The 20971-nt window shown below is 70.7% G+C and carries 15 protein-coding genes; 9 read left to right on the top strand and 6 right to left on the bottom strand.

Going from position 1 to position 20971, the window contains the following annotated elements:
• Nucleotides 1-4: 4 nt before the first annotated feature.
• The 4 genes from IEZ09_RS02440 to IEZ09_RS02425 are packed head-to-tail and all read right to left on the bottom strand — an operon-like array spanning nt 5 to nt 4397.
• Nucleotides 5-1426 carry a dynamin family protein gene (locus tag IEZ09_RS02440; RefSeq protein ID WP_189251830.1) on the bottom strand — a complete coding sequence of 474 codons (1422 nt, stop codon included), beginning with the start codon at nt 1424-1426 and terminating at the stop codon, nt 5-7.
• Nucleotides 1423-3186: a dynamin family protein gene (locus IEZ09_RS02435; protein ID WP_189251829.1), complete on the bottom strand. Its 1764-nt coding sequence runs from the start codon at nt 3184-3186 to the stop codon at nt 1423-1425. The genes IEZ09_RS02440 and IEZ09_RS02435 overlap by 4 nt, the downstream gene beginning before the upstream one ends.
• A gap of 7 nt (nt 3187-3193) precedes the next feature.
• Complete coding sequence (locus tag IEZ09_RS02430; RefSeq protein WP_189251828.1) at nt 3194-3766, bottom strand: IniB N-terminal domain-containing protein; 573 nt, start codon at nt 3764-3766, stop codon at nt 3194-3196.
• 58 nt (nt 3767-3824) lie between these two features.
• Nucleotides 3825-4397, bottom strand: a complete 573-nt coding sequence (locus IEZ09_RS02425) for a hypothetical protein (protein ID WP_189251827.1) — start codon at nt 4395-4397, stop codon at nt 3825-3827.
• Nucleotides 4398-4773: 376 nt separating this feature from the next.
• Between IEZ09_RS02425 and IEZ09_RS02420 the strand changes: the two genes are divergently transcribed.
• From IEZ09_RS02420 to IEZ09_RS02410, 3 genes are read left to right on the top strand one after another with little or no spacing between them, the layout of a single operon-like run.
• Nucleotides 4774-6111 carry an Hsp70 family protein gene (locus IEZ09_RS02420; protein WP_189251826.1) on the top strand — a complete coding sequence of 446 codons (1338 nt, stop codon included), beginning with the start codon at nt 4774-4776 and terminating at the stop codon, nt 6109-6111.
• Nucleotides 6108-6617, top strand: a complete 510-nt coding sequence (locus IEZ09_RS02415; RefSeq protein ID WP_189251825.1) for a hypothetical protein — start codon at nt 6108-6110, stop codon at nt 6615-6617. Before IEZ09_RS02420 ends, IEZ09_RS02415 begins: the two co-directional genes overlap by 4 nt.
• On the top strand, nt 6614-8005 hold the full coding sequence (locus IEZ09_RS02410; protein ID WP_189251824.1) for a helix-turn-helix transcriptional regulator: 1392 nt from the start codon (nt 6614-6616) through the stop codon (nt 8003-8005). The genes IEZ09_RS02415 and IEZ09_RS02410 overlap by 4 nt, the downstream gene beginning before the upstream one ends.
• Here IEZ09_RS02410 and sigJ read toward each other — a convergent pair whose 3' ends face one another.
• The gene (sigJ, locus tag IEZ09_RS02405) at nt 8006-8878 is read right to left on the bottom strand and encodes an RNA polymerase sigma factor SigJ (RefSeq protein ID WP_189251823.1); all 873 of its coding nucleotides are present in this window, start codon (nt 8876-8878) and stop codon (nt 8006-8008) included.
• A 130-nt stretch (nt 8879-9008) separates the two neighbouring features.
• Here sigJ and IEZ09_RS02400 point away from each other — a divergent pair, with 130 nt between their 5' ends.
• Together IEZ09_RS02400 and IEZ09_RS02395 are read left to right on the top strand one after the other, a co-directional pair.
• Nucleotides 9009-9575: an NADPH-dependent FMN reductase gene (locus tag IEZ09_RS02400; RefSeq protein ID WP_189251822.1), complete on the top strand. Its 567-nt coding sequence runs from the start codon at nt 9009-9011 to the stop codon at nt 9573-9575.
• Between the two features lie 19 nt (nt 9576-9594).
• On the top strand, nt 9595-10020 hold the full coding sequence (locus IEZ09_RS02395) for a YybH family protein (protein WP_189251821.1): 426 nt from the start codon (nt 9595-9597) through the stop codon (nt 10018-10020).
• On the opposite strand, the gene IEZ09_RS02390 is transcribed toward IEZ09_RS02395, so the two are convergent.
• Nucleotides 10010-10483: a group II truncated hemoglobin gene (locus IEZ09_RS02390; protein ID WP_229812183.1), complete on the bottom strand. Its 474-nt coding sequence runs from the start codon at nt 10481-10483 to the stop codon at nt 10010-10012. The genes IEZ09_RS02395 and IEZ09_RS02390 overlap by 11 nt on opposite strands.
• A 63-nt stretch (nt 10484-10546) precedes the next feature.
• Here IEZ09_RS02390 and IEZ09_RS02385 point away from each other — a divergent pair, with 63 nt between their 5' ends.
• From IEZ09_RS02385 to IEZ09_RS02370, 4 genes are all read left to right on the top strand, one after another.
• Nucleotides 10547-10864, top strand: a complete 318-nt coding sequence (locus IEZ09_RS02385) for a winged helix-turn-helix transcriptional regulator (RefSeq protein WP_189251820.1) — start codon at nt 10547-10549, stop codon at nt 10862-10864.
• 18 nt (nt 10865-10882) lie between these two features.
• A complete protein-coding gene (locus IEZ09_RS02380) occupies nt 10883-11143 on the top strand; it encodes a hypothetical protein (RefSeq protein ID WP_189251819.1) in 261 nt (86 codons plus the stop codon).
• A 93-nt stretch (nt 11144-11236) separates the two neighbouring features.
• Nucleotides 11237-20671, top strand: a complete 9435-nt coding sequence (locus IEZ09_RS02375) for a polymorphic toxin-type HINT domain-containing protein (RefSeq protein ID WP_189251818.1) — start codon at nt 11237-11239, stop codon at nt 20669-20671.
• Nucleotides 20658-20969 (top strand): Imm53 family immunity protein, encoded by a 312-nt coding sequence (locus IEZ09_RS02370; RefSeq protein WP_189251817.1) that lies wholly within the window; start codon nt 20658-20660, stop codon nt 20967-20969. The genes IEZ09_RS02375 and IEZ09_RS02370 overlap by 14 nt, the downstream gene beginning before the upstream one ends.
• Nucleotides 20970-20971: the final 2 nt, after the last annotated feature.

The raw sequence follows: 20971 nt of genomic DNA, 5'->3' as shown, positions 1-20971 counted from the left end.
AGCTTCACCGCACGCGGGTGAGCAGGCCCTCGCACGTCCGCACCAGCACGCGGCAGGCGTCGGCGGACTTCCTGCCCAGCATCGGGTTCTCCGTCTGCGCCTGCCACCGGCGCAACGCCGCGAACGCGGTGTGCCGCACCTCGGCGGCCACCGCGTCGGGAGCCAGACCGAGGCGTGCCGCCGGGGCGATGCCGTCCTCGCCCAGCAGGCGCTCCGCCTCCGCCACCATCGGCCGGGGCAGGGACACGACGCCGGACCGCAGGGCCGACAGCAGCCGCAGTTCCGCGAACTCGTGGGTGCCGGCGAGGATCCTCTCCACCTCGCCGGCCAGCCGCCCGCCGCCGGAGGTGCGCACGACCCGGTCCAGCGCCAGCAACGCGGACCTGGCCTTCAGCAGATGGCGGCGCTCGCTGAACTGCGTCTGCAGCACCCGCTGCAGTTCCCGCAGTCCGCTGCGCGCCACCAGTTCGTCGGCCAGGGCGGCCTGCGAGCGGACGCCCTGGCGGATCAGCGTGACCGCCAGCCGGATCCCGAACACCCCGAACCGGCGCAGCAGAGCGGCCCGCTCCGGCGAACCCGAGGTGAACCGGTCCGCCGAGAGCAACGAGGACTCGAGCGACTCGCGGGGTTCGGCTGCCAGTGCCGACAGTGCCACGAACTCGGCCTGCGTCAGGGTTCGTCCGGCCATGGCGACCAGACCCGCCACGGCGACCACGTTCTGCGCCAGGCCGTGCAGCTCCGGCGCGCTGCGGTAGCGGGCAGCGATGGCGCGGGCGGAGATCATCGCGTCGACCCGGCCGCCGGCGATCTCGTCGGCGCGGGAGATCACCGCGACGGTGTTGATCGCGGCAGCGCGGGCGACGCCCTGGTCGCGGAACGACTCCAAGAAGGACGCGTCGGCGGAGTGCAGGTGCTTCATCAGGTACACCACGGCGTCGGCCTCGGTCGGCGTCTCGTCGTCCGGCGTCAGGAACCGCACCGCCTGCGCCGAGTTCTCCGCCGACAGCGAGGCGATGCCAGGAGTGTCGATCAACGTGGTGTGCCGCAGGCTCTGCGACGGCCAGTCCACGACCAGCCGGGACACCGCGGATCCGCCGAGGTCGATCGACAGCGCCCCGTCCCTGCGCACCACCGGCAGCGAGACCGGGCTCCCGGTCACGGGGTGCAGCACGACCCGCGGCGAACGCCCGTCCTGGTACCAGGTCACGACCCGCGTGCACTCGCCCGCGTCCGTCGGGGCGAGCGAGTCGCCGACCAGGGCGTTCAGCAGGGTGGACTTGCCGGCCTTGACCCGGCCCGCGATCGCGACGCGCAGCGGTGCCTCCAGCCGGTCCAGCTGGCCGCGCAGGAAGTGCGCGGCGCGCGGCTGGTCCCGGTACGCGTCGATCGCGAGCGACAACACGCGGCGGACCTCGTCGATGATCACGGCGTCACCTCCGCGCGGACCTTCTCCAGCACCGCCAGTTCCGCCGCGATCTCCTTCAGCCGCGCGGAACGATCCGCCGACGAGGCCTTCACGGACTTCTGGGCCGACTGGATCGACTCCTGCAGCGAGCGCTTGAGCTGGTCCGCCAGCGCGGTGAAGTGGTCGCGCAGGTCGCGTTGCAGCACGCGGAGCATGTCGCGGGACTCCTTGCCCGCGTGGAACGTCACGTCGTCGATGTACCGGCGCAGCGCGGCCTTCGCGTCGTTCTGACGGCGTTGGACGATGCGTTTCCGTTCGTCGCCGATGGTCTTGCCGCCCAGCAGCACGGCGGCGCCGATCGAGATCGGGTTGATCAGCGACAGGCCGATCGCGGAACCGAGCAGCCCGAACATGAGCAGCCCGGAGTAGCCGCCGCGCAGGCCGCTCAGGAACCGGCCGCCCACACCGAACTTCTCGTCGGAACGAACCTCCAGCGCACGCACGGCGCGCAGCGGATCGCCGGAGGACGTCTGCAGCGACGGCAGCGTCTGCTCCCGGTCCGCGTCGAAGTGCTCGGCCACGCGGCGGGCGAGCCAGCGGGCGCGCTGGGTCGCCCAGACCGAGTTCGCCGAGACGGCCGACGCGGCGGTGTCCTGGACCCACTTCGTGAACTGGTCCCAGATCTTCGTCGGGTCACCGTCCATGATGGACTCCTCCGCCTCGCGGACGATCTCGCGCATGCGGTCGCGCAGGTCGTAGTCGACGTCGGCGTTCAGGTCCGCGACACCGTCGGACAGGGTCTGCTGCCAGCGCGCGGACCGCTCCTTCAGCCCTGCCGCGCGCTGCTCGGCCGCGGAGAGCTGGTCGATCAACGCCTGGGCGGACGCCGGGTCCGACTGGGCGGACTCCTCCGCGCGCAGCGACGAGGTGATCTGGTCGATGACGGCGTGCACGTCGTGCGCGGTGGAGCGGCGGGCGAGCGACTCGGCCTCGCCCAGCACCTTCTTGCGGATGTAGGTGACCAGCGGCGGGTAGCCGGACTCGCGGTTCACGTCCTGGTCGCCCGTCTGCAACGCGTGCCAGCGCAGCGTCGACGACACCGTGAAGAACGACGGCTTGAGCCCCACGGCCTCCAGGTGGGCCTGGTTCTGCGCCGCGACGAAGCGCCAGTCCGGGTAGAGGTCCGTCTTCGTCACGACGCACGCGACGTTCGGGCACACGGCCACGGCGTTGCGGAGGAACTCCAGTTCCGGCGCCGTGTACTCCTGGGACGCGTCGGAGACCAGGAGCACGGCGTCGGCGGTCGGCAGGGCGGACATCGTCGCCGCGCCGTGGACGGAGCCGAGCCCGCCGACACCGGGGGTGTCGACGAGCTCCAGCCCCTCGCCGAGGATCGGGCGCGGAAGGCCCACCTCGACGTGGTCCAGCCGCTCGGCGTTGCCGGGGTTCCCCGATTCCGACGCGTACACCGGCAGCTGGTCCACCGGCACCTCGATGCGCGAGTCACCGCGCACCAGGGTGACGACGGGCTGCTCGGCGTACCGGACGACGGTCGGGACCGACGTCGCGATGTCGTCGAACACCGGGCACACCGGCGCTCCGAGCAGGCCGTTGACCAGCATGCTCTTGCCCTGCTTGAACTCACCGACGACCAGCAGCCGCACGCGGTCGTCCTGCAGTCGTGCCCTCGCCTGGCGCAGCCGCGCTTCGAGGTCCGGCCGTTCGTAGCGCGCGATGGCGGCGAGCGCGCGGTCGACGGCCTCGATCGGTGTGGTCGTCATGGTGGGTTCACGCAATCACTGGGTCGGGATCGGGCAAGGGTTCCGGCTCGACGTCCACCGGGAGCGGCTCCGGTTCCGGTTCGGGCAGCACGTCCGGGTCGTCCAGCACGATCTCGGGGGCGTCGTCCACCGGTTCCGGCTCCAGCGGCACGTCCTCCTCGACGACCTCGTTGAAGGAGTCCTTCACCTGCACGACGCTGGTGTCGTTGTCCTGGATCGCGACGGAGTTGACCTCGGTGTCGTCGTCGGAGTTGAACGAGTCGTCGATGATCGTGACGTCCCGGTCGTCGATGCTGATGTTCTGCTCGATGTTCGTCACCGGCTTCTCCACCACGTACTCGTGCGTGGTGTGGTGGATCTCCCGGACCGGGTCGTCGTCGTGCGAGGACGATCTCTCCGCGCCGCGGGCACGGACCGCGCCGGAGTCGGCCATGATCAGCCGCGCGTCCCGGACGTCCTGTCCGGTGACGCCGTTCAGACCTGCCTTCTTCAGCTCGGAGTCGGGGTTCTCGTCGAACGCCTTCTTCGCGTCGTCGTCCCGCAGCAGGTTCATCAGGAAGTCGATGAGGGTGGACAGCATGTCCGGCTCCTAACGTGGAACGAGCCGGGCCCCTGGACGGCCGGGGCCCGGCCCGGGATCAGAAAGCGGGCAGGTCCAGGTCCTCGACGATGTTGTCGATCTCGTTCTCGACGTCGATGTCGAAGTCGCTCGACTGGTCCGACACGGCGGTCAGGTCGGTGTCCTGGTCAGAGACCTGGTCGACGTCCTGGTCCAGGTCCTGGTCTGCGTCCACGTCGACGTTGGACTGCGCGGCGCCGCCGTTGCCGCCGGACGCGTCCGCGTCGCCGCCGTCACCGGTCACGCCGCCGTTGCCGCCGAAACCGATGCCGCTGCCACCCGACGTGGAGCCGAAGTTGACGTTGACCAGACCGTCCTGGTCGATGTCGCCGCCGGCACCGCCGACGCCGAGGCCGTTGCCCCCGTTGGCGCTGCCGCTGTCGCCACCGACGGCGGTCCCGCCGTCGCCTCCGCCGCCACCCTCGGTGTTCGTGACCGTGGTGGTGTCCTGGGCCTGCTCGGCGTCCTGCGACGCGGCCTGCGGGTTGACCTGAGCCGTCTGCAGCTGCTGCTCGGCGGCGTTGGTGGAGTCGAGGTCCAGGTCGGCGGTCAGGTCGGCGAGGAACGCGTTGAGGTCGATGGGGTTGCTCATGTCCTGCTCCTTGGTGTTGGTCGCCGGCGGCGGTTCCGACCGGCTGACAACAACGAAGCTAGGTCTGCGCAAGGCCTCTGCCATCGGGACCGAACCCTGTTCGTCTCCGCCACGAACACAGGGATCGAGGGAGGGGAGGAGGAGCCGTTGAGGGATTGCCCCCTGTTTCGTCGAATGTGGTGAACCGGACCAACTGAGACACACGTGTAGGTACGTCCGCTGCGAAGTGCCATAGGAGAGTCCGATGTCGTACCAGGTTGGACTGGATCTGGGATCGACCTTCACCACCGTGTCGACCTGTAGACCAGATCAGGCCGCGAGGCTTGAAGTGCTTGTGCCGTCTGTGGTTTTCCGGAGTCCGGACGGGACGTTCCTCGTGGGATCCGACGCGGAACGCCGCGCGCTGACCGACCCCGGTCGCGTCGCGCGGCAGTTCACGAACCGCATCGGCGATCCCACTCCGTTGCGGATCGGTGACGCCGCGTTGACCGCCGAAGCCGTGACGGCCCGTTTTCTCGTGCGGGTGCTCGCTTCGCTGCCCGGTGGACAGCCCGCGCGGGTGGCCGTGACCCACCCTGCGGGGTGGGGCCACTACCGGCTGGAGTCGTTGCGGGGCGCCCTGTCCGCGAGCGGACTGGCCGACGTGCTGTTCGTGCCGGGACCGCAGGCCGTCGTCCAGGCGCACGACGCCCTCGCGCGCCTGGAAGAAGGTGCGGCCGTCGCGGTTTACGACCTGGGTGGCAAGACTTTCGAAGCCGCGGTGGTGCGCAAGCTCGCCGCGGACCGGTTCGTGCCGGCAGGGCCGCCGGAGGAGCTGGAGGTCGGTGGCCTCGACTTCGACGAGGTCGTGTTCCAGCACGTCGTGGAGGCGCTCCAGCCGGGCTGGGACGCGTTGGACCCGATGGATCCCGCTGTGCTGACGGCGGTTGCCGAGCTGCGGCGTGCGTGCACCGCCGCCAAGGAGAAGCTGTCCGCCGACACCGAGGTGCTGATTCCCGTTGCGCTGCCGGGGATCGCGACGCGGGAGGTGCGGCTGGGACGGTCCGAGTTCGAGTCGATGATCCGGCCGGCGGTCGAGGAGACCGTGGCCGCGCTGGACCGCGCGCTGCGCGCCGCCGGCACGCCGCCGCACGAGCTCGCCGCCGTGCTCCTGGTCGGTGGTTCTGCCCGGATTCCGCTGGTGACGCAGGAGGTCTCCGCGCAGCTCGGCCGGGCCGTGTCGCCCGCGCCGAACGGCATGGCCGCGATCGGTGCCGCGCTGCACGCACGCGGCCTCGAACCGGAACCCGCCGCGGTCGCCACCGCGATGTGGACCCGCCCACCGCTCCCGGAGGCGCCGAAGGCGTTGCGGCGCAAGCGGATGAGGCTGACACCGTTCGTGACGGCCGGCGTGCTCGCCGCGGCCGTCGCCGGTGCGTTGCTCGCGAACAACGCGTTGGCCAACAAGGCCGGTGCGAAGACGACGAGCATCACCCCGACGGCACCGACCACGACGACGCAGACGACTGAGCAACCCACCGTCGTCGAGTACGTGCCCAACGCGCCGACGGCTCCGGCCACACCACCGCGGGCGACCACGACGCAACCGCCGAAGCCCAAGCCCACCACCACGACCACGCGTCCTTCGACGACGGTCACCACCACCAAGTCCACTCCGCCGCCGAGCTCGACGACCACCACCACGAGCGGCACGACGAGAGCCGGTGCCCCGTGACGAGACCCGCCGTACCTCCGAGACCTCGCCTGCAACGCTTCCAGCCCGTCGAACGGGTCACGCCGCGCGTGGTCAGGTCCGCCGCCTGGTTGTGGATCACCGCCGCCGGGCTCCAGCTGGTCGGTTCCGCGCTGGCGCTGACCGAGGCGCGAGCGCTCTTCGCCGGCGTGGTGGCCGAGGTGGCGCAGGGGTTTCCGGCCGAAGCCGAGGCCACGCGGGAACGGGTGGCCGTCGCGGTGCTGGCGCTGCTGCTCGGCGCCGGGCCGCTGATCGCGTTGCTGGAACTGGGGTGTGTGACCGCGCTGAACCGGGGGAAGCGGTGGGCGCGGACCGTGCTGGTGTTGCTGGCCGGTGTCGCCGGGGTGCACGCGGTGATCGCGGTGGGGGGACTGCGGTCGGTGTTCCTCGCAGGCCTGGCGGTGGCGAGCGGGATCGCGGTCGTCGCGGTGATCGTCTCGTTCCTGCCCGCGGCAAGGGTGTGGTTCGGAGGGGGAGAGAAGAGATGAAGGCACCTGATGTGGACCAGGCGTGGAGAGCCGGGAACACGGCCGCGGCGATCGAGGCCGCCGACCGGATCCTCGCCGCCGGAGCGGACGAGAACTGCCTCGCCGCCGGTGTGGCCGCGGCGGCCGCGGCAGCCGACGGGTCGTTGCTCGACGCGGCGGCCAGGTGGCGGGTGATCGCGACCGCGCTGACCGGCGCACCCTCCGTCGCCGCGCAGGCACGGGCGGCGCTGGCCGCGTGCCTCGGCGGTGACGTCGAAGCCGCCGACCGCGACCTGGCCGCGGCGCGCGAGCAGCTGTCGGGAGCGGCACCGCGCGGGCTGACCGTGTTCCTCGACGGCGTCGACGCCGCGATCGAGGCGGTGCGCGGCGGGTTCGACCGCGCCGCGCGCAGGCTGGCCGGACTGGCGGCCGCGACCGTGCCCGTCGACGGTCTCGCCGCCGAGCAGTGGGACGACCTGGCCGTGACCGTGCTGATCGCCGGTGGTGACGACCGGACCGCGCAGGAGGTCCTGGCGGCCGGGGAAGACCGGCCACCGACCGCGCGGCGGCGCCTGCTCGCCGCCTGGCTGCACCTGCGGGCGGGACGTCTCGCCGAGGCACGCGCCGCGATCGTCTCCGCCGGCGACGCGCCGGTGCTGCGCAGGGACGCCGTGCTCGCGGCAGCCGTGACGATCGGCCTCGCGCGGCGCACCGGGGACGCGGACGCGTTGCGCGCCACGTGGCGTCGCGTCGCACCGGTCGTCGCCGGTGCCGACGTCGAGGTGCTCCTGCTCGACGCCTGGGGCGAGCTCTCCGTTGGTGCGGCGGCGGTGTCGAGGTTCGACGGCGAGACCGTCGTCGAGGCCATGACGTGCGCCATCGCCAAGGCCGGAGTGCCGCAGTGGGCGCTGCGGGCCAACCACTGGTGGAAGCTGCAGCGCGCTGTCGGCGCCGGAGAGGTCGAGGCCGCGGTGCAGGCCGCGGCGGCGTTGCGGGAAACGGACAGGGGCGCGGCCGCACACGCGTGGGCCTCCGTGGTGCGCGGAGCCGTGAACGGACGCGAGGTGGCGGCCGTGGCCGCCGGGCTGGACGACGCCTGGGAGGCGATGGCGTTGTGCGGTGCCGCGGCGGCGAAGCTCGGCGATCCCGCCGAGGCACGCGAACTGCTCAGCACCGGGCGGGCGTTGCGCGCGCGGTTCGCCACCGAGGAACCCGCCGACGGACTGTCCAAACGGGAGCGTTCGGTCGGCGAGCTGCTGCTGGACGGCCTGACGCAGAAGGAGATCGGCGCCCGGCTCTACATCTCGCCGAAGACCGTGGAACAGCACGTGGCACGGATCCGGCAGAAGCTCGCGGTGTCCAGCAGGGCCGAGCTGATGGCGTCGCTCCGGTCGCGTCTCGCCGGCTGATCACGTGGTCCAGGGCCGGAGCTTCTCCGGGTTGCGGATCGCCCAGATGTGCGTGATGCGGTCGTCGGCGACGTCAAACGCGTAGACCGACGTCGTGACCCCGTCGAGCTGGATCAGCAGGCCGGGCTGGCCGTTGACGGTGCGTTCCAGGAGCGTGAAGCCGCCGGAGACGCTCCGGGCGACGGCGAGGAGGAACTGGCCGATCTGCTCGCCGCCCGTGATCGGCAGCAGCGCGGTGGTCACCCGGCCGCCGCCGTCCGCGGTGAAGGTCGCGGCCGGGTCGAGGAGGCCGACGAGGGCCGTGATGTCCTGCGCCTCCCACGCCTGTTTGAAGTCGCGGACCAGCGCGGCTTGACGGGCGGCCGGCGCCTCCGTCGGCGGGGACGTGCGGACGCGGCGCCGGGCGGAGGACGCGAGCTCCCGGCAGGCGCCCTGGCTGCGGCCGGTGATCTCGGCGATCTCGGCGAAGGAGTAGCCGTACACGTCGTGCAGGACGAGCGCGACGCGCTGGGCCGGGGTCATCGACTCGAGCGCGACCAGGAACGCCATGCTGACGGACTCGTCCAGCGTGACGCGGTCCGCGGGGTCGGCGGCGTGTCCCTCGGCCGGGTCCGGCAGCGGCTCGGGGATCCACGCGCCGACGTACCGTTCGCGGCGGCTGCGTGCCGAACCGAGCAGGTCGAGGCAGATGCGGCTGGTGACGGTGGTGAGCCAGGCGCCGGGCGAGGCGATCGCGTCCTGCCGCGGCCCCGGCAGCGCGTACCAGCGGGCGTACGCCTCCTGGACCGCGTCCTCGGCCTCGGCCAGGGAACCCAGCAGCCGGTAGGCGAGGTTGATCAGGTGGCGGCGTTCGCCGAGGACCAGGTCCGTCATCAGTGCTCCCGTCGGTTCGATGGCTTCACCCTGTCCGACGAGACACCACCTCGAAGTGTCAGGTCCTGACATTTTCCGCTGCCGTGTCGTCGTAGTGATCGGAAGTGCACACGACGAACGAAGGAAGCCAATGATCAGAATCGGCATCATCCTCGGCAGCACCCGCCCCGGCCGCCGGGGCGAGCAGGTGGCCCGGTGGGTGCAGGAACGCGCGACGGCGCGCGGGGACGCGGAGTTCGAGGTGATCGACCTGCTCGACCACCCGTTGCCCCATCTGGACGAGCTGCCGGGGGAGTACCGGAACGCGCACACCAGGGCGTGGTCGGCGACGATCGCGTCGTTCGACGGGTTCGTGGTGGTGACGCCCGAGTACAACCACTCGGTGCCGGGAGCGCTGAAGAACGCGCTCGACTTCCTGCGCGCGGAGTGGCGCAACAAGGCGATGGGGTTCGTCTCGTACGGCGGTGTCGGCGGTGCCCGCGCGGTCGAGCAGCTGCGGCTGGCGTGCGGGGCGCTGGAGGTGGCCGACGTGGCAGCGCAGGTGACGCTGTCGCTGGCCACCGAGTTCGAGAACTACGCCGTGCTGAAGCCGGGCGAGTACGCCGTCGCCGCACTGGACGGGCTGCTGGACCAGGTCGTCGCCTGGAGCGCGGCACTCGCGCCGCTGCGCACGGACGCGCCCGTGACCGCGGCATGACTTTCTGAGGGGGACTGACATGTCCGAAGTGGACGACATCAAGAAGCACATCGGCAGGATCGTGGAGGGGATCAGGGCCAAGGACCTCGACGCGCTGCGGCGGCTGTACTCGGAGGACGTCGTGTCCTTCGACGTGGAACCGCCGCTGCAGCACGTCGGCATCGACGCCAAGCTGAAGAACTGGGCCACGGCCTTCGCCTTCTTCCAGGACGTGGACTACGAGATCCGCGACCTGACGGTGACCGTCGGCGACACCGTCGCGTTCGGACACGGCTTCGGCCGGCTCAGCGGCACGCTGAAGAACGGCGTGACGACACCCGGCATGTGGGTGCGCGCCACCTTCTGCCTCCGCAAGATCGACGGGGACTGGCTGATCACGCACGATCAGGTCTCCGTGCCGTTCGACATCGCGAGCGGCACGGGGGTGACCGACCTCAGCCCTTGACGTACGGCGGCGCCACGCCCCAGCCCCACTTCGGCACCGGGGCCCCGTGAAACGGCGTGGCGTCCGGCACGGAGTTCCGCACCGCGAGCCGCGTGCCCCACTCCAGATAGGACACGAACGCGGCGCGGAACTCCGGATCGTCCGGCAGCTCCACCTCGTCCGCCGCATCCATGATCAGGTTGAGCCAGCGGCGGCGCTGCTCCTCGGTGATGCCCTTGCCGAGGTGCTTGGCCAGCATGAACTCGTAACCGCCGCGCTCGGCGGTGTAGTCGGCGGGTCCGCCGAACACCTCGCCCAGCCACAGCGCCACGTAACGCGCGTGGCCGGGATCCATGCCCGCGAACACCGGCGCGAGCACCGGGTCCTCGGCGACGCGCCGGTAGAACGCCTCGGTCAGCCGCAGCAACGCATCGGCGCCACCGGCCCAGGTGTAGAGCGAGGGTGTTGACTGGTCGTTGATCACGACGCCCACTCCAGCATCACGCCGGACACCCGGCAAGTACGCACCTTTTGGTGAGGAGCGCCCATGTACCACTGTCCTGTCGAGCTGGCCCTCGACGTCATCGGCGGCAAGTGGCGGGCGGTGATCCTCGCCCACCTCAAGGAACACCCGCACCACTACGGGGAGCTGCGCCGCAAAGTGCCTGGCATCAGCGAGAAGATGTTCGTGCAACGGCTCCGCGAGCTGCAGGACGCGGGCCTGGTGGCACGGACCGAGGTGCCCCCGAACGTCGAGTACTCGCTCACCGAGGAGGGCAGGACGCTGGGGCCCGCGCTGCAGGCGCTCTACGACTGGGGCCTCCTGCGAGCGGCCCGGACAGGTGTGGTCATCGCGCAGCAGTGACTCCTATGCTCTCCAGCCATGAGCAAACTGGGGGTAGTGGTCCTGCTCGCGCTGTGCCTGGGTGCCTGCGCGGAGTCCGGACCGACGAAGCAGGACGTCATCGCCAAGATCAGGGCCGACGCCGGCACCAAGGACGCGCCCGCACAGGCCGTCGAGTGCGTCGCCGACTGGTACATGGGCAGGCCCGCGCAGGAGCGACAGGCCTTCCTCGACGGCAAGGCCGCGGCGGGAGAACCGGACCAGGCCGTGCTGGACTGCCTGAAGACCGCTGCGCCCTGAGGTGAGAGCGCGATGAGAGTGGTCTGAGAGACCCCGGCGCTTGGGTGAGGTGGGACCTCTGGGGGAGGTCTGCCTGTTGCGCTGGAGGTAGTCGTGAGGGCTAGGCGCTCGATCACGATCCCCGTCGTGGGGACGTTGCTGGTCTCGTTGGCCGTGGCGATAGCCGTGGTGACACGGGAGGATTGTCCGGACAGCAGACCGGACGGGCCCGCGGCCCGTGCGGCGGCGAAGGCTTGTGGCGAGCCGGTGGACGTGGCGCTGCTGACCAGCGCCACCCGGCTCGTCGTCGCGAATCCCGACGGAACGATGACCGTCACCCAGCACGCCGCCCCGCAGCGGGTGCGCCGCGACGACGGCTGGGTGCCGGTCGACACCGCGCTCGACCCGGTGACGGTCGCACCCAAGGCCGCTGCGGTCGACGTGCGGTTCGCCGGCGGCCCGCAGGAGCCGCTGGTCACGATCAAGGACAACGACAGGTCCCTGGAATGGGGTCCCGCGCCGCAGGAACCGCCGAAGGTGGACGGCGACACCGCCACCTTCGCCACCACTCGCGTCCAGGCGCTGGCGGACGGGTTCCGGATCATCATCACCGGCCGGGGCGCGCAGCAGGTGCGCATGCCGGTGAGCACCCGCGGGCTCGCCCTGCAGGAGAGCGACGGCGTGATCCGCGCGCTGGACGCCAAGCACCGCACCGTGTTCGTGGCCGAGCGGGCCACCACGCAGGCGGGGCCGGTGCCCACGAAGATCGAGAACGGCGACGTGGTCTTCACGCTTCCCGACGGCGCGTGGGAGCTCACCCAGGTCGTGCGCCACGACCAGGGCTTCGACGGCACGGTGCTGGCCGGCGGCCGCGTCGACAGCGCGCGGCTGGGCGACGAGAACGTCACCAGCACCGTCAAGACCGCGGTCGCGCAGCAGGTTTCCCGTCTCCCGCTGGAGAGGCGCGACCAGCCGCTCGTCACCACCTTCACGCCGGGCACGACCGCCACGCCGGTCGTGACGTCCACCGACTACCCGGCCGACGGCCAGTCCCACGGCGCGCCGAAGCAGCCGGGCAAGGTCGTCTTCGCCGCGCCGGGTGCCGTGGAGTTCCGCCACCGCTGGCAGGGCGAGAGCGAGTTCACGCGCGTGCCCGCACCCAGCGGCACCGTCGAGGTCAGCGTGACGCCACCGGCCAAGGGCACGCAGGTGCTGGAGGTCAGGGCCGTCGACGCGACCGGCCAGGAGTCGGAGCTCGCGCCGCACGCCACCCGCGTCGCCGCGCTGCCAGAGCCGATCGTCAAGCACGACAACGGTGTCTTCACCGCCGAGCGCGGCACTGCGTTCAAGTACCGGTGGAACACCGACTGGATCTTCGAAAAGGCCGTGGACGGCAAGGCGAAGCTGAGCCTCGTGCCGCCGACCGCGACCACGGTCGAGGTCGTGGCCATCGGCGCCGACCCGTCGGTCGAGTCCGCCCCGGCCACCTTCACCACGGCTGCCGTCGGCACGCCGCAGGTCGCGTCCGCCGACTACCCTGCGGACGGCGTCGAGCACGGCGCCGCCGGCAAGGAGGGCACGTTCACCTTCCGCGCCACCGGAACCGACCCGGTCACCGGCTTCCGCTACCAGCTCGACAGCGGTGCCGTCACCGACGTCGCCGGCTCGGGCAAGGCGCAGGCGAAGATCACGCCGCCCACCGCGGGCGAGCACGTCCTGACCGTGAAGGCGGTCGGCGCGAACGGCGAGGAGTCACCCGCGGCGCAGTACCGCTTCAAGGTCGCGGCCGCCGCGCCGCAGGCACCCGCCGCGCCGCAGGTCGACTCCACCGACTACCCGGCGGACGGCCAGCCGCACGGCGCGCCCGGCCAGGCGGGCACGTTCACGCTGAAGAGCCCCGGTGCCAACGGTTTCCGCTACCGGCTCGGCGACGGTCCGACCACGACGGTCGCGGCCGCCGGTGAGGCGCAGGTCCAGCTCACCCCGTCGACGAGCGGCACGCACACGCTCACCGCGTGGGCCCTCAACGGCCAGACGTCCGCTCCGGCCACGTACACCTTCACCGTCGGCGGCCTGCCGGTGCCCGCACCGGACGCCCCGGTCGTGACGTCCGCGGACTTCCCGGCCGACGGCCAGCCGCACGGCAGCATCGGCCAGGCCGGCACGGTCACCGTCCGGCCGCAGGGCAGCACCGCCGCGGACGTGGTCGTGCACCAGCTCGACACCGACGCGGCACCGAAGGAGCAGCCGGTCTCCAGCGGCGCGGCGCAGCTCTCCGTCACCCCGGTCCGCTCCGGCAAGCGCACGCTCACCGTGTGGTCCAAGGTGTCCGCGACCGGCGCGCTGTCCACGCCCGTCCGGCACGAGTTCGTCGCGGGCGCGCCCGCCGGACCGCGCGACTTCTTCTACGACGCCGCCGGCCAGCTCGCCGGTGTCACGAACAACTCCGGTGAGGCGGCCGCCTACCGGTACGACGACAACGGCAACCTCCTTGCCACGGAACGGTTCGTGCAGGGCGACGCGACGGTGTTCGCGATCGTGCCCGCGCGCGGCCCGGCGGGCAGCACGGTCGAGATCAGCGGCATCGGTTTCGCCGCGCAGGGAACCACCGTGACGTTCGACGGCATCGACGCCCCGGTCACCGCCGCGTCCGGCAACCGCGTCTCCGTCACCGTGCCGCAGGGCATCCGGGAAGGCGTCGTGCGCGTCACGGCCAACGGCAAGACCTCGGTCAGCCCGCGGCCGTTCCAGCTCGCGCGGGGCGTCACCGCGCCCACGATCGCTTCCGTGTCAACGGATCGCGGTGACCCCGGCGCGGTCGTGACGATCACCGGCTCCGGCTTCGACCCCGACATCGCCCGCAACGTGGTGCGGTTCCACCAGACCGTGGCACGGGTGCGCGAGGTGACGGCGACCAAGCTGGTCGTGCAGGTGCCCGACGCCGCGTCCTCCGGCAAGATCACCGTCCGCACGCCAGGTGGCGAGGCCACCAGCGCGGCCGACTTCCTGGTCGCGCCACGGGGTTTCGTGACGGCCAACCTGGTCTACGGCGGCAAGCTGCAGGTCGGCACGGCGACGAACCTCGACATCCCGGCGGGCAAGGCCGCCGTGGTGCTGGTCGACGGCAAGATCGGCGAGCAGCTGAACCTCAAGCTGGAGAACAACACCATCCCGGTCCGCTCGGCGATGTGGATGTTCACCCCGCACGGCGGCGACTTCGCCCGCCGCGCGCTCGGCGACCCGCTCGACCTGTTCGCGGGCAGCAAGCTGCACCAGGACCTGCCGACGTTCAAGCACAACGGCACCTACACGATCGTCGTGGCGCCGGACGACGCGGCGGCGGGCAAGGTCAGCGTCACCCTGTCCAAGGACCTGACCGGCGACAAGCTGACCCGCGACGGGTCCGGTGTGCCGTTCGACATCCGGCAGGGCCAGCCGGTGAAGGAGATGCCGTTCACGGCGACCGCGGGTGAGTGGATGAGCTTCGGGCTCACCGACATCAGCGAGCCGGGCAACTACTTCAACGTCACCGTCGTCGACCCCGACGGCGTCCGGCTCACCTGGCGCGCCCGGCTCGGCGACTACATCCCGACGATGGTGTTCCAGGCGAAGAAGACGGGCACCTACAAGGTGATCCCGAACTTCGACCCCAACCAGCTCGGCTCCGGCCGGGTCTGGCTGTCCAGCGTGATCGACGCGGGACCGCTGGCGGTCAACGGGAACCCGACGTCCTACCAGGTGTTGCGGCCGGGCCAGTCGGTGCGGATGCAGTTCCAGGGCACGGCGAACCAGCCGCTGGTGCTGGGGCACACCGACAACACCATCCGGGAGAACGGCCGCGCCGCCTACCCGGTCAGCATCATGTCCGAACCGGACGGTCAGCAGGTCGAGCTCCGCGAGGGCACGGCCGAGACGCGGAACCTGAGGATCCGCAAGACGGGCACGCACAACCTGTTCATCAGCGGATGGGAGGCGGTCGGCGCGGCCAAGGCGTGGCTGTCGACCGTCGCCGAGGGCGGCAAGCTGCCCCCGAACGCCTCCACCACGGTCAGGGTCGACCGGCCGGGCCGCGAGATGTGGCTCGACTACGACGGTGTCAAGGACAAGCCGCTGACGATCGTCGTGCGCAAGAGCGTGCCCGGTCAGGTGATCATCAGGCTCTACCGGCCCGACGGCACCACCTCGGTCGGCGCGGTCACCGACGGCAAGCTCGACGTCGCGGCACTGCCGGAGACCGGCAAGTACCGGATCTTCGTCGACCCCGGCTTCGCGGTCACCGGCGACCTGACGTTCCACATGTCCGAACCGGCCGATCTCGGCACGCTCGTACCCGACGCGACACCGTCGAACCTGAACATCACCGTGCACGGCCAGAAGATCATCGGCAAGATCGCGGGCACGGCGGGGCAGCGGCTGACCATCGGCACGGCGTCCGAGCGGATCCCGTTCCTGAAGTGGAGGGTGACCAAGCCGGACGGGACCACGCTCGACACCACCGGCAACAGCGCCTACCAGACGTTCCTCGGCCTCGACCTCACCCAGCTGCCGGTCACCGGCGAGTACAAGGTGCAGATCGAACCGGTCGACCAGGACGTCCAGCCCACGGGCGGTCAGCTGACGGTCATGCTGAACTCGGAGACCGACGGCGGCAAGATCGAGTACGGCGGAGCGGCCAAGACCGTCACGTTCAACCGGCCCGCGCAGAACGGCAGGCTGACGTTCGACGGCACGCTGAACGACCTGCCGAAGCTGAGCATCAAGCGCAACATCGGCAACAACGGCGTCTACTACACGCTCTACGCGCCGAACGGCACGGTGGAGACGACCCGCAGGTTCATCAGCACCGAGCCGTACGAGTTCTTCAGCAGGCTCAAGGCGACGGGCACGTACACGCTCGTCTTCGACCCGGCCAACAGCCCGACCGGTTCGATCGACGTGTCCATCACCAAGCGGGCCACCGCGGCCCCGGTCACCCAGATCGCGCCACCCGCGGTGCAGGAACCGACCTGCCCGCAGGTGGACCAGCGTCCGCCCGCCGCCGCGGTGGGTGCCGCGCCGCAGGGCACCGACCAGCCGAAGGCCGAGGAGCAGGAGAAGCCCACCTCGACGCCGTGCAGCTCGAGCAGCGGCTGGCGCCCTGACGCCGCGAACCTCGGCGGCGTCGACTGGACCACCCGCTACGACCCGCGTCCGGTCCGGGACCGCCCGCTGCAGTTCGCGGTCGGCTTCACCGGCGTGGTCGGCACCGTGCAGTCCACCGACGGCAAGCCGCTGGCCGGCGTCACCGTGAGCGCGCGGGACAAGAAGGCGACCACCGACGCGGACGGCAAGTTCACGCTGATCGGCCTGCCGGACGGCCACGTGTCGCTGCGCGTGGACGGCCGCACCACCGGCCGTTCGTTCGGCACGTTCGACATCGGCGTGGACGTCAAGCAGGGCCAGGTGCTCGTGCTGCCGCACACCGTGTTCCTGCCGGAGATCGACCGGAACTCGGTGGTGCACGTGCCGAGCCCGACGATCACCGAGACGGTCCTCACCACGAAGTCCATTCCGGGCCTCGAGGTCCGCATCCCGGCGGGCACCGTCATCCGCGACGCGGACGGCAACGTGGCCACCGAGCTGTCGCTGACCCCGATCCCGATCGACCGCCCGCCGTTCCCGCTGCCTCCGTCGAAGGTGCCGGTGTACTTCACCGCGCAGCCGGGTGGCGGCTACCTGTTCCCGCAGGGCGCGACGATCATCTACCCCAACTACACCAAGGAGGCGCCGGGCACCCGGACGCAGTTCTGGAACTACGACCCGGACGGCAAGGGCTGGCACGTCTACGGCCACGGCACCGTCTCCCAGGACGGCACCCAGATCGTCCCGGACGCGGACGTGAAGTTCTACCGCCTGACCGGCGCGATGACCGTGGTGCCGGGCCTCAACCCGGCGGCCCGCGCGCCCAAGCCCAACAACACCAGGGTCGGCGACCCGGTCGACCCGGCCACCGGCCTGCTGGTCGACGAGCAGGTGGACCTGGTCGTCGACGACATCATGCCGATCGAGGTCAAGCGCACCTACCAGCAGGGTGACGCGTTCGTCCGCCCGTTCGGCGTCGGCACCAGCTTCGACTACGGCGTCTTCCCGTGGGCACCGCTGGTCAACGGCGCGCCGACGTTCAAGGAGTTCGACCTCGTCCAGCCGGACGGCAGCAAGATCCACTACACCCGCACGACCCCTGGCCAGGACTACGCGGGCGCCGTGTTCGCCGCGGACCCGACGCCGACGAAGTTCGACGGCTCGGTCGCGGTGTGGAACGACGCCGGCTGGGACGTGAAACTGCGCGACGGCACCATCTACGTCATCGGCGAAGAGGCGCCGCTGCAGGAGATCCGCGACAAGTTCGGCAACGCCACGACCATCACCCGGGCCCCGGCACCACCGGGCACCGACGGCAAGGTCAGGGCGAACGGCCCCATCACGCAGGTCACCTCGTCCAGCGGCCGCTGGGTCCGCTTCAGCTACGACGAAGCGAACCCGGCCAAGGTCAAGTCCGTCGAGGACAACCTGGGCAGGCGGGTGAGCTACACCTACCTCCCGACCGGGCACCTGGAAACGGTGACCAATGTGGACGGTGGCGTCACCAGGTACACCTGGGACGCCAAGGGCCTGCTCAAGACGATCACCGACCCGCGCGGTACCCAGTTCCTGCTCAACGAGTACGACGACAAGGACCGCGTCAAGAGCCAGACCGCGGCCGACGGCGGCGTCACGAAGTTCGAGTACACCGACGTCAACGGCGCGATCACCGAGACCCGGATGATCGACCCGCGTGACGCCGTGCGCCGGTTCGTGTTCAACGACAAGGGACAGGTGGTCAGCGACACCAAGGCGTACGGCACGCCGTTCGCCCAGGAGACGACCACCGAGTACGAGACCAACGGCGTGCGGGTGAAGTCGACCACCGACGCACTCAAGCGCAAGACCTCGTACGTCTACGACGCCAAGGGCTACGTGAAGGAGAGCACCGTTCTCGCGGACACGCCCGAAGCGCGCACGCAGAAGTTCGACCGCCTCGGTCCGAACGGGGAACTCACCAGGCACGTCGACGACTACAACAAGGAGACTCTCTACGAGCTCACCGCGCGGGGTGCGGTCAAGTCGGTGACCGATCCTGTTGGCCGCAAGACGTTGTTCGACGTCGACGAACGTGGCCAGGTCACCAAGGTGACCGACCCGGCAGGCAAGTCCCGCATCACCGACTACTCCGGCACCGACGCGGTGCGGACGACGGATGAGCTGGGCAAGGTCAGCACGATCGGGTACGACAGTCTCGGCCGCGAGGTCCGCGTCTCCGACCCGGCGGGTGTGGTGACCGAGACCGCCTACACGACGCGGGACTTCGTCGCCTCGGTCACCGACGGCCTCGGCCGCACGATGCGGTACGAATACGACCGCAATGGCAACAGGACCAAGGTGATCGACGCCCGCAACAGCGAGACCGTCTTCCACTACAACGCCATGGATCAGCTCCGCGCGGTCACCGACCCGCTCGGGGTGACCACCCCGGACGCGGTGTACGACCGCAACGGCAACCTGGAGAAGGAGACCGACCGCCGCGGAGTCGTCGTCGAGCACAAGTACGACCCGCTGAACCGCAGGTACGAGAGCACCTACGGGGCGGAGAGCAAGGTGACCAACACCTTCGACGCCGGTGACCGGGTCCGGTCCAGTGTGGACAGCGTCGCGGGTACGTCGACGATCGACTACGACGGCCTGGACCGGATCAAGCAGGAGACCACGCCGACCGGCTCGGTGTCCTACGCCTACGGCACGACGGTGCGGGACCGCACCACGACGGTGTCGGGACGTCCCGCGCTGCGGCACGTCTACGACGCGGCGGGTGACCTGCAGGAGATCCAGCAGAACGGCACCGCGATCAGCGTCGTGACCCGTGACCGCGCCGGCCGCACGGAAAGGGTGGGCGCACCCGGCACCGGTGTCGGACAGACCTACACCTACGACGACACCGGCAGGGTCAAGACGATCACGTACAGGTCGGGCACGACGGCGCTCGGCGACCTCGCCTACGAGTACGACGCCAGCGGCCTGCCGATCAGGACCACCGGCGCGTCCTCGCGGACGATGCTGCCCGAGCCGTACGGACCCGCGACGTACGACAACGCCAACCGCATCAAGACGATCGGCGGTTCGACGATCACCTACGACCCGGAGGGCAACCTGTTGTCCGACGGTGCGACCACCTACACCTGGAACGCCAGGGGGGAGCTCGCCACCGTCACCGGCCAGGGCAGGTCGGCGTCGTTCAACTACAACTCCGACGGCCGCAGGATGAGCCGCACGGTCTCGGGAGTGACCACCAACTACCTGTACGACGGGCAGAACCCGTTGCAGGAGAAGGTGAACGGGCAGGTCACGGCGAACATGACCGCCAGCGGTGTCGACGGGTTCCACCTGCGGGAGTCCGGTGGCACCACGCGACGGTTCCTCACCGACGCGGTCGGCAGCACGGTCGGCCTCGTCGACCCGAACGGCGCGGGCGCGTCCTACACCTACGAACCGTTCGGCCGCACCTACGCGAGCGGAGCGGGCGCGGAAAACCCGTACCGCTTCACCGGTCGCGAGGACGACGGCACCGGCCTGTACCACTACCGGGACCGCTACTACAGCCCCGTGCTGCAGCGGTTCATCAGTGAGGACCCGATCGGGTTCGAAGGCGGTCGCAATGTCCACGCCTACGTGGACAACCAGCCGACCGTCCTGGGTGACCCGAGCGGCAACAAGCCCACCAACAACGGCAAGAACAACCGGGAGAGCTGTTTCGTCAACAGCTTCGTCGCCGGCACGCCGGTGTTGATGGCCGACGGTTCGCGCAGGGCGATCGAGGAGGTGCGGATCGGCGACCAGGTCACTGCGACCGATCCCGAGTCGGGCAAGACGACGGCGAGGGAGGTCACGGCGACGATCGTCGGCAAGGGCGCGAAGCGGCTCGTCGACATCACCGTCGACACCGACGGCGTGTCGGGTACGGCGACCTCGACCCTGGTGGCCACCGACGGCCACCCGTTCTGGGTCGAGAACAGGGGCCAGTTCGTCGAGGCGCAGGACATCCAGCAGGGTGACCGGGTGCGCACGTCGTCCGGCGAGCTGCTCGCGGTCGCTGGCCTGGGTATCCGCGCGGTGGCCGACCAGCAGGTGTACAACCTGACGGTCGACACCGACCACACGTACTACGTGGTCGCCGGCGACAAGCCGGTGCTGGTGCACAACGCCCGCCCGCCGCGTCAGCGTCCGGACCCGAACGCTCAGGGCCCGCACTCCACCTTTATGCTCGGTCCGGACGGCAAGGTGAAGAAGTACGCCACTTGGCAGGAGCAGTCCAACCCGCGCAACCCGGCTCCGTGGGAGCTGGAGAAGCGGTACGACCGGTGGGGTCCGGCGCACACGAACCCGGACGGCACCGTGGTGGACACTCCGCACCTGAACCTGCCGGATGGAACCGCGCGCAAGCCGGACGCCTGGGAGGATCCGAATGCCGGTTGCTGAAAGCCCGTTCCAGTTCTTTCAGCGGTGGTACGCCGAGCAGTGCAACGGCGACTGGGAGCACGAGTTCGGCGTGCAGATCAAGACGCTGGACAATCCCGGCTGGCACGTCGTGGCCGACCTGGTGGACACCGACCTGGAAGGACGCACCCTCGACCGGTCGAAGTCGGAACCGGGTGAGGGACGGTGGATCTGGGCGTCGTCGGACGGCGAGCGGTACGAGTCGTCCTGCGATCTGCAGTCGCTCGACGAGGCGTTGAGCCGGTTCCGCGAGTTCGTGCTGGAACAGGCCGACGGCTGATG

This window comes from Lentzea flava (assembly GCF_014648475.1).
In the GTDB taxonomy this organism is placed as follows: Bacteria; Actinomycetota; Actinomycetes; order Mycobacteriales; family Pseudonocardiaceae; genus Lentzea; species Lentzea flava.
The sequence above is the reverse complement of the archived record's forward strand: the minus strand, read 5'-3'. Positions and strand labels throughout refer to the sequence as shown.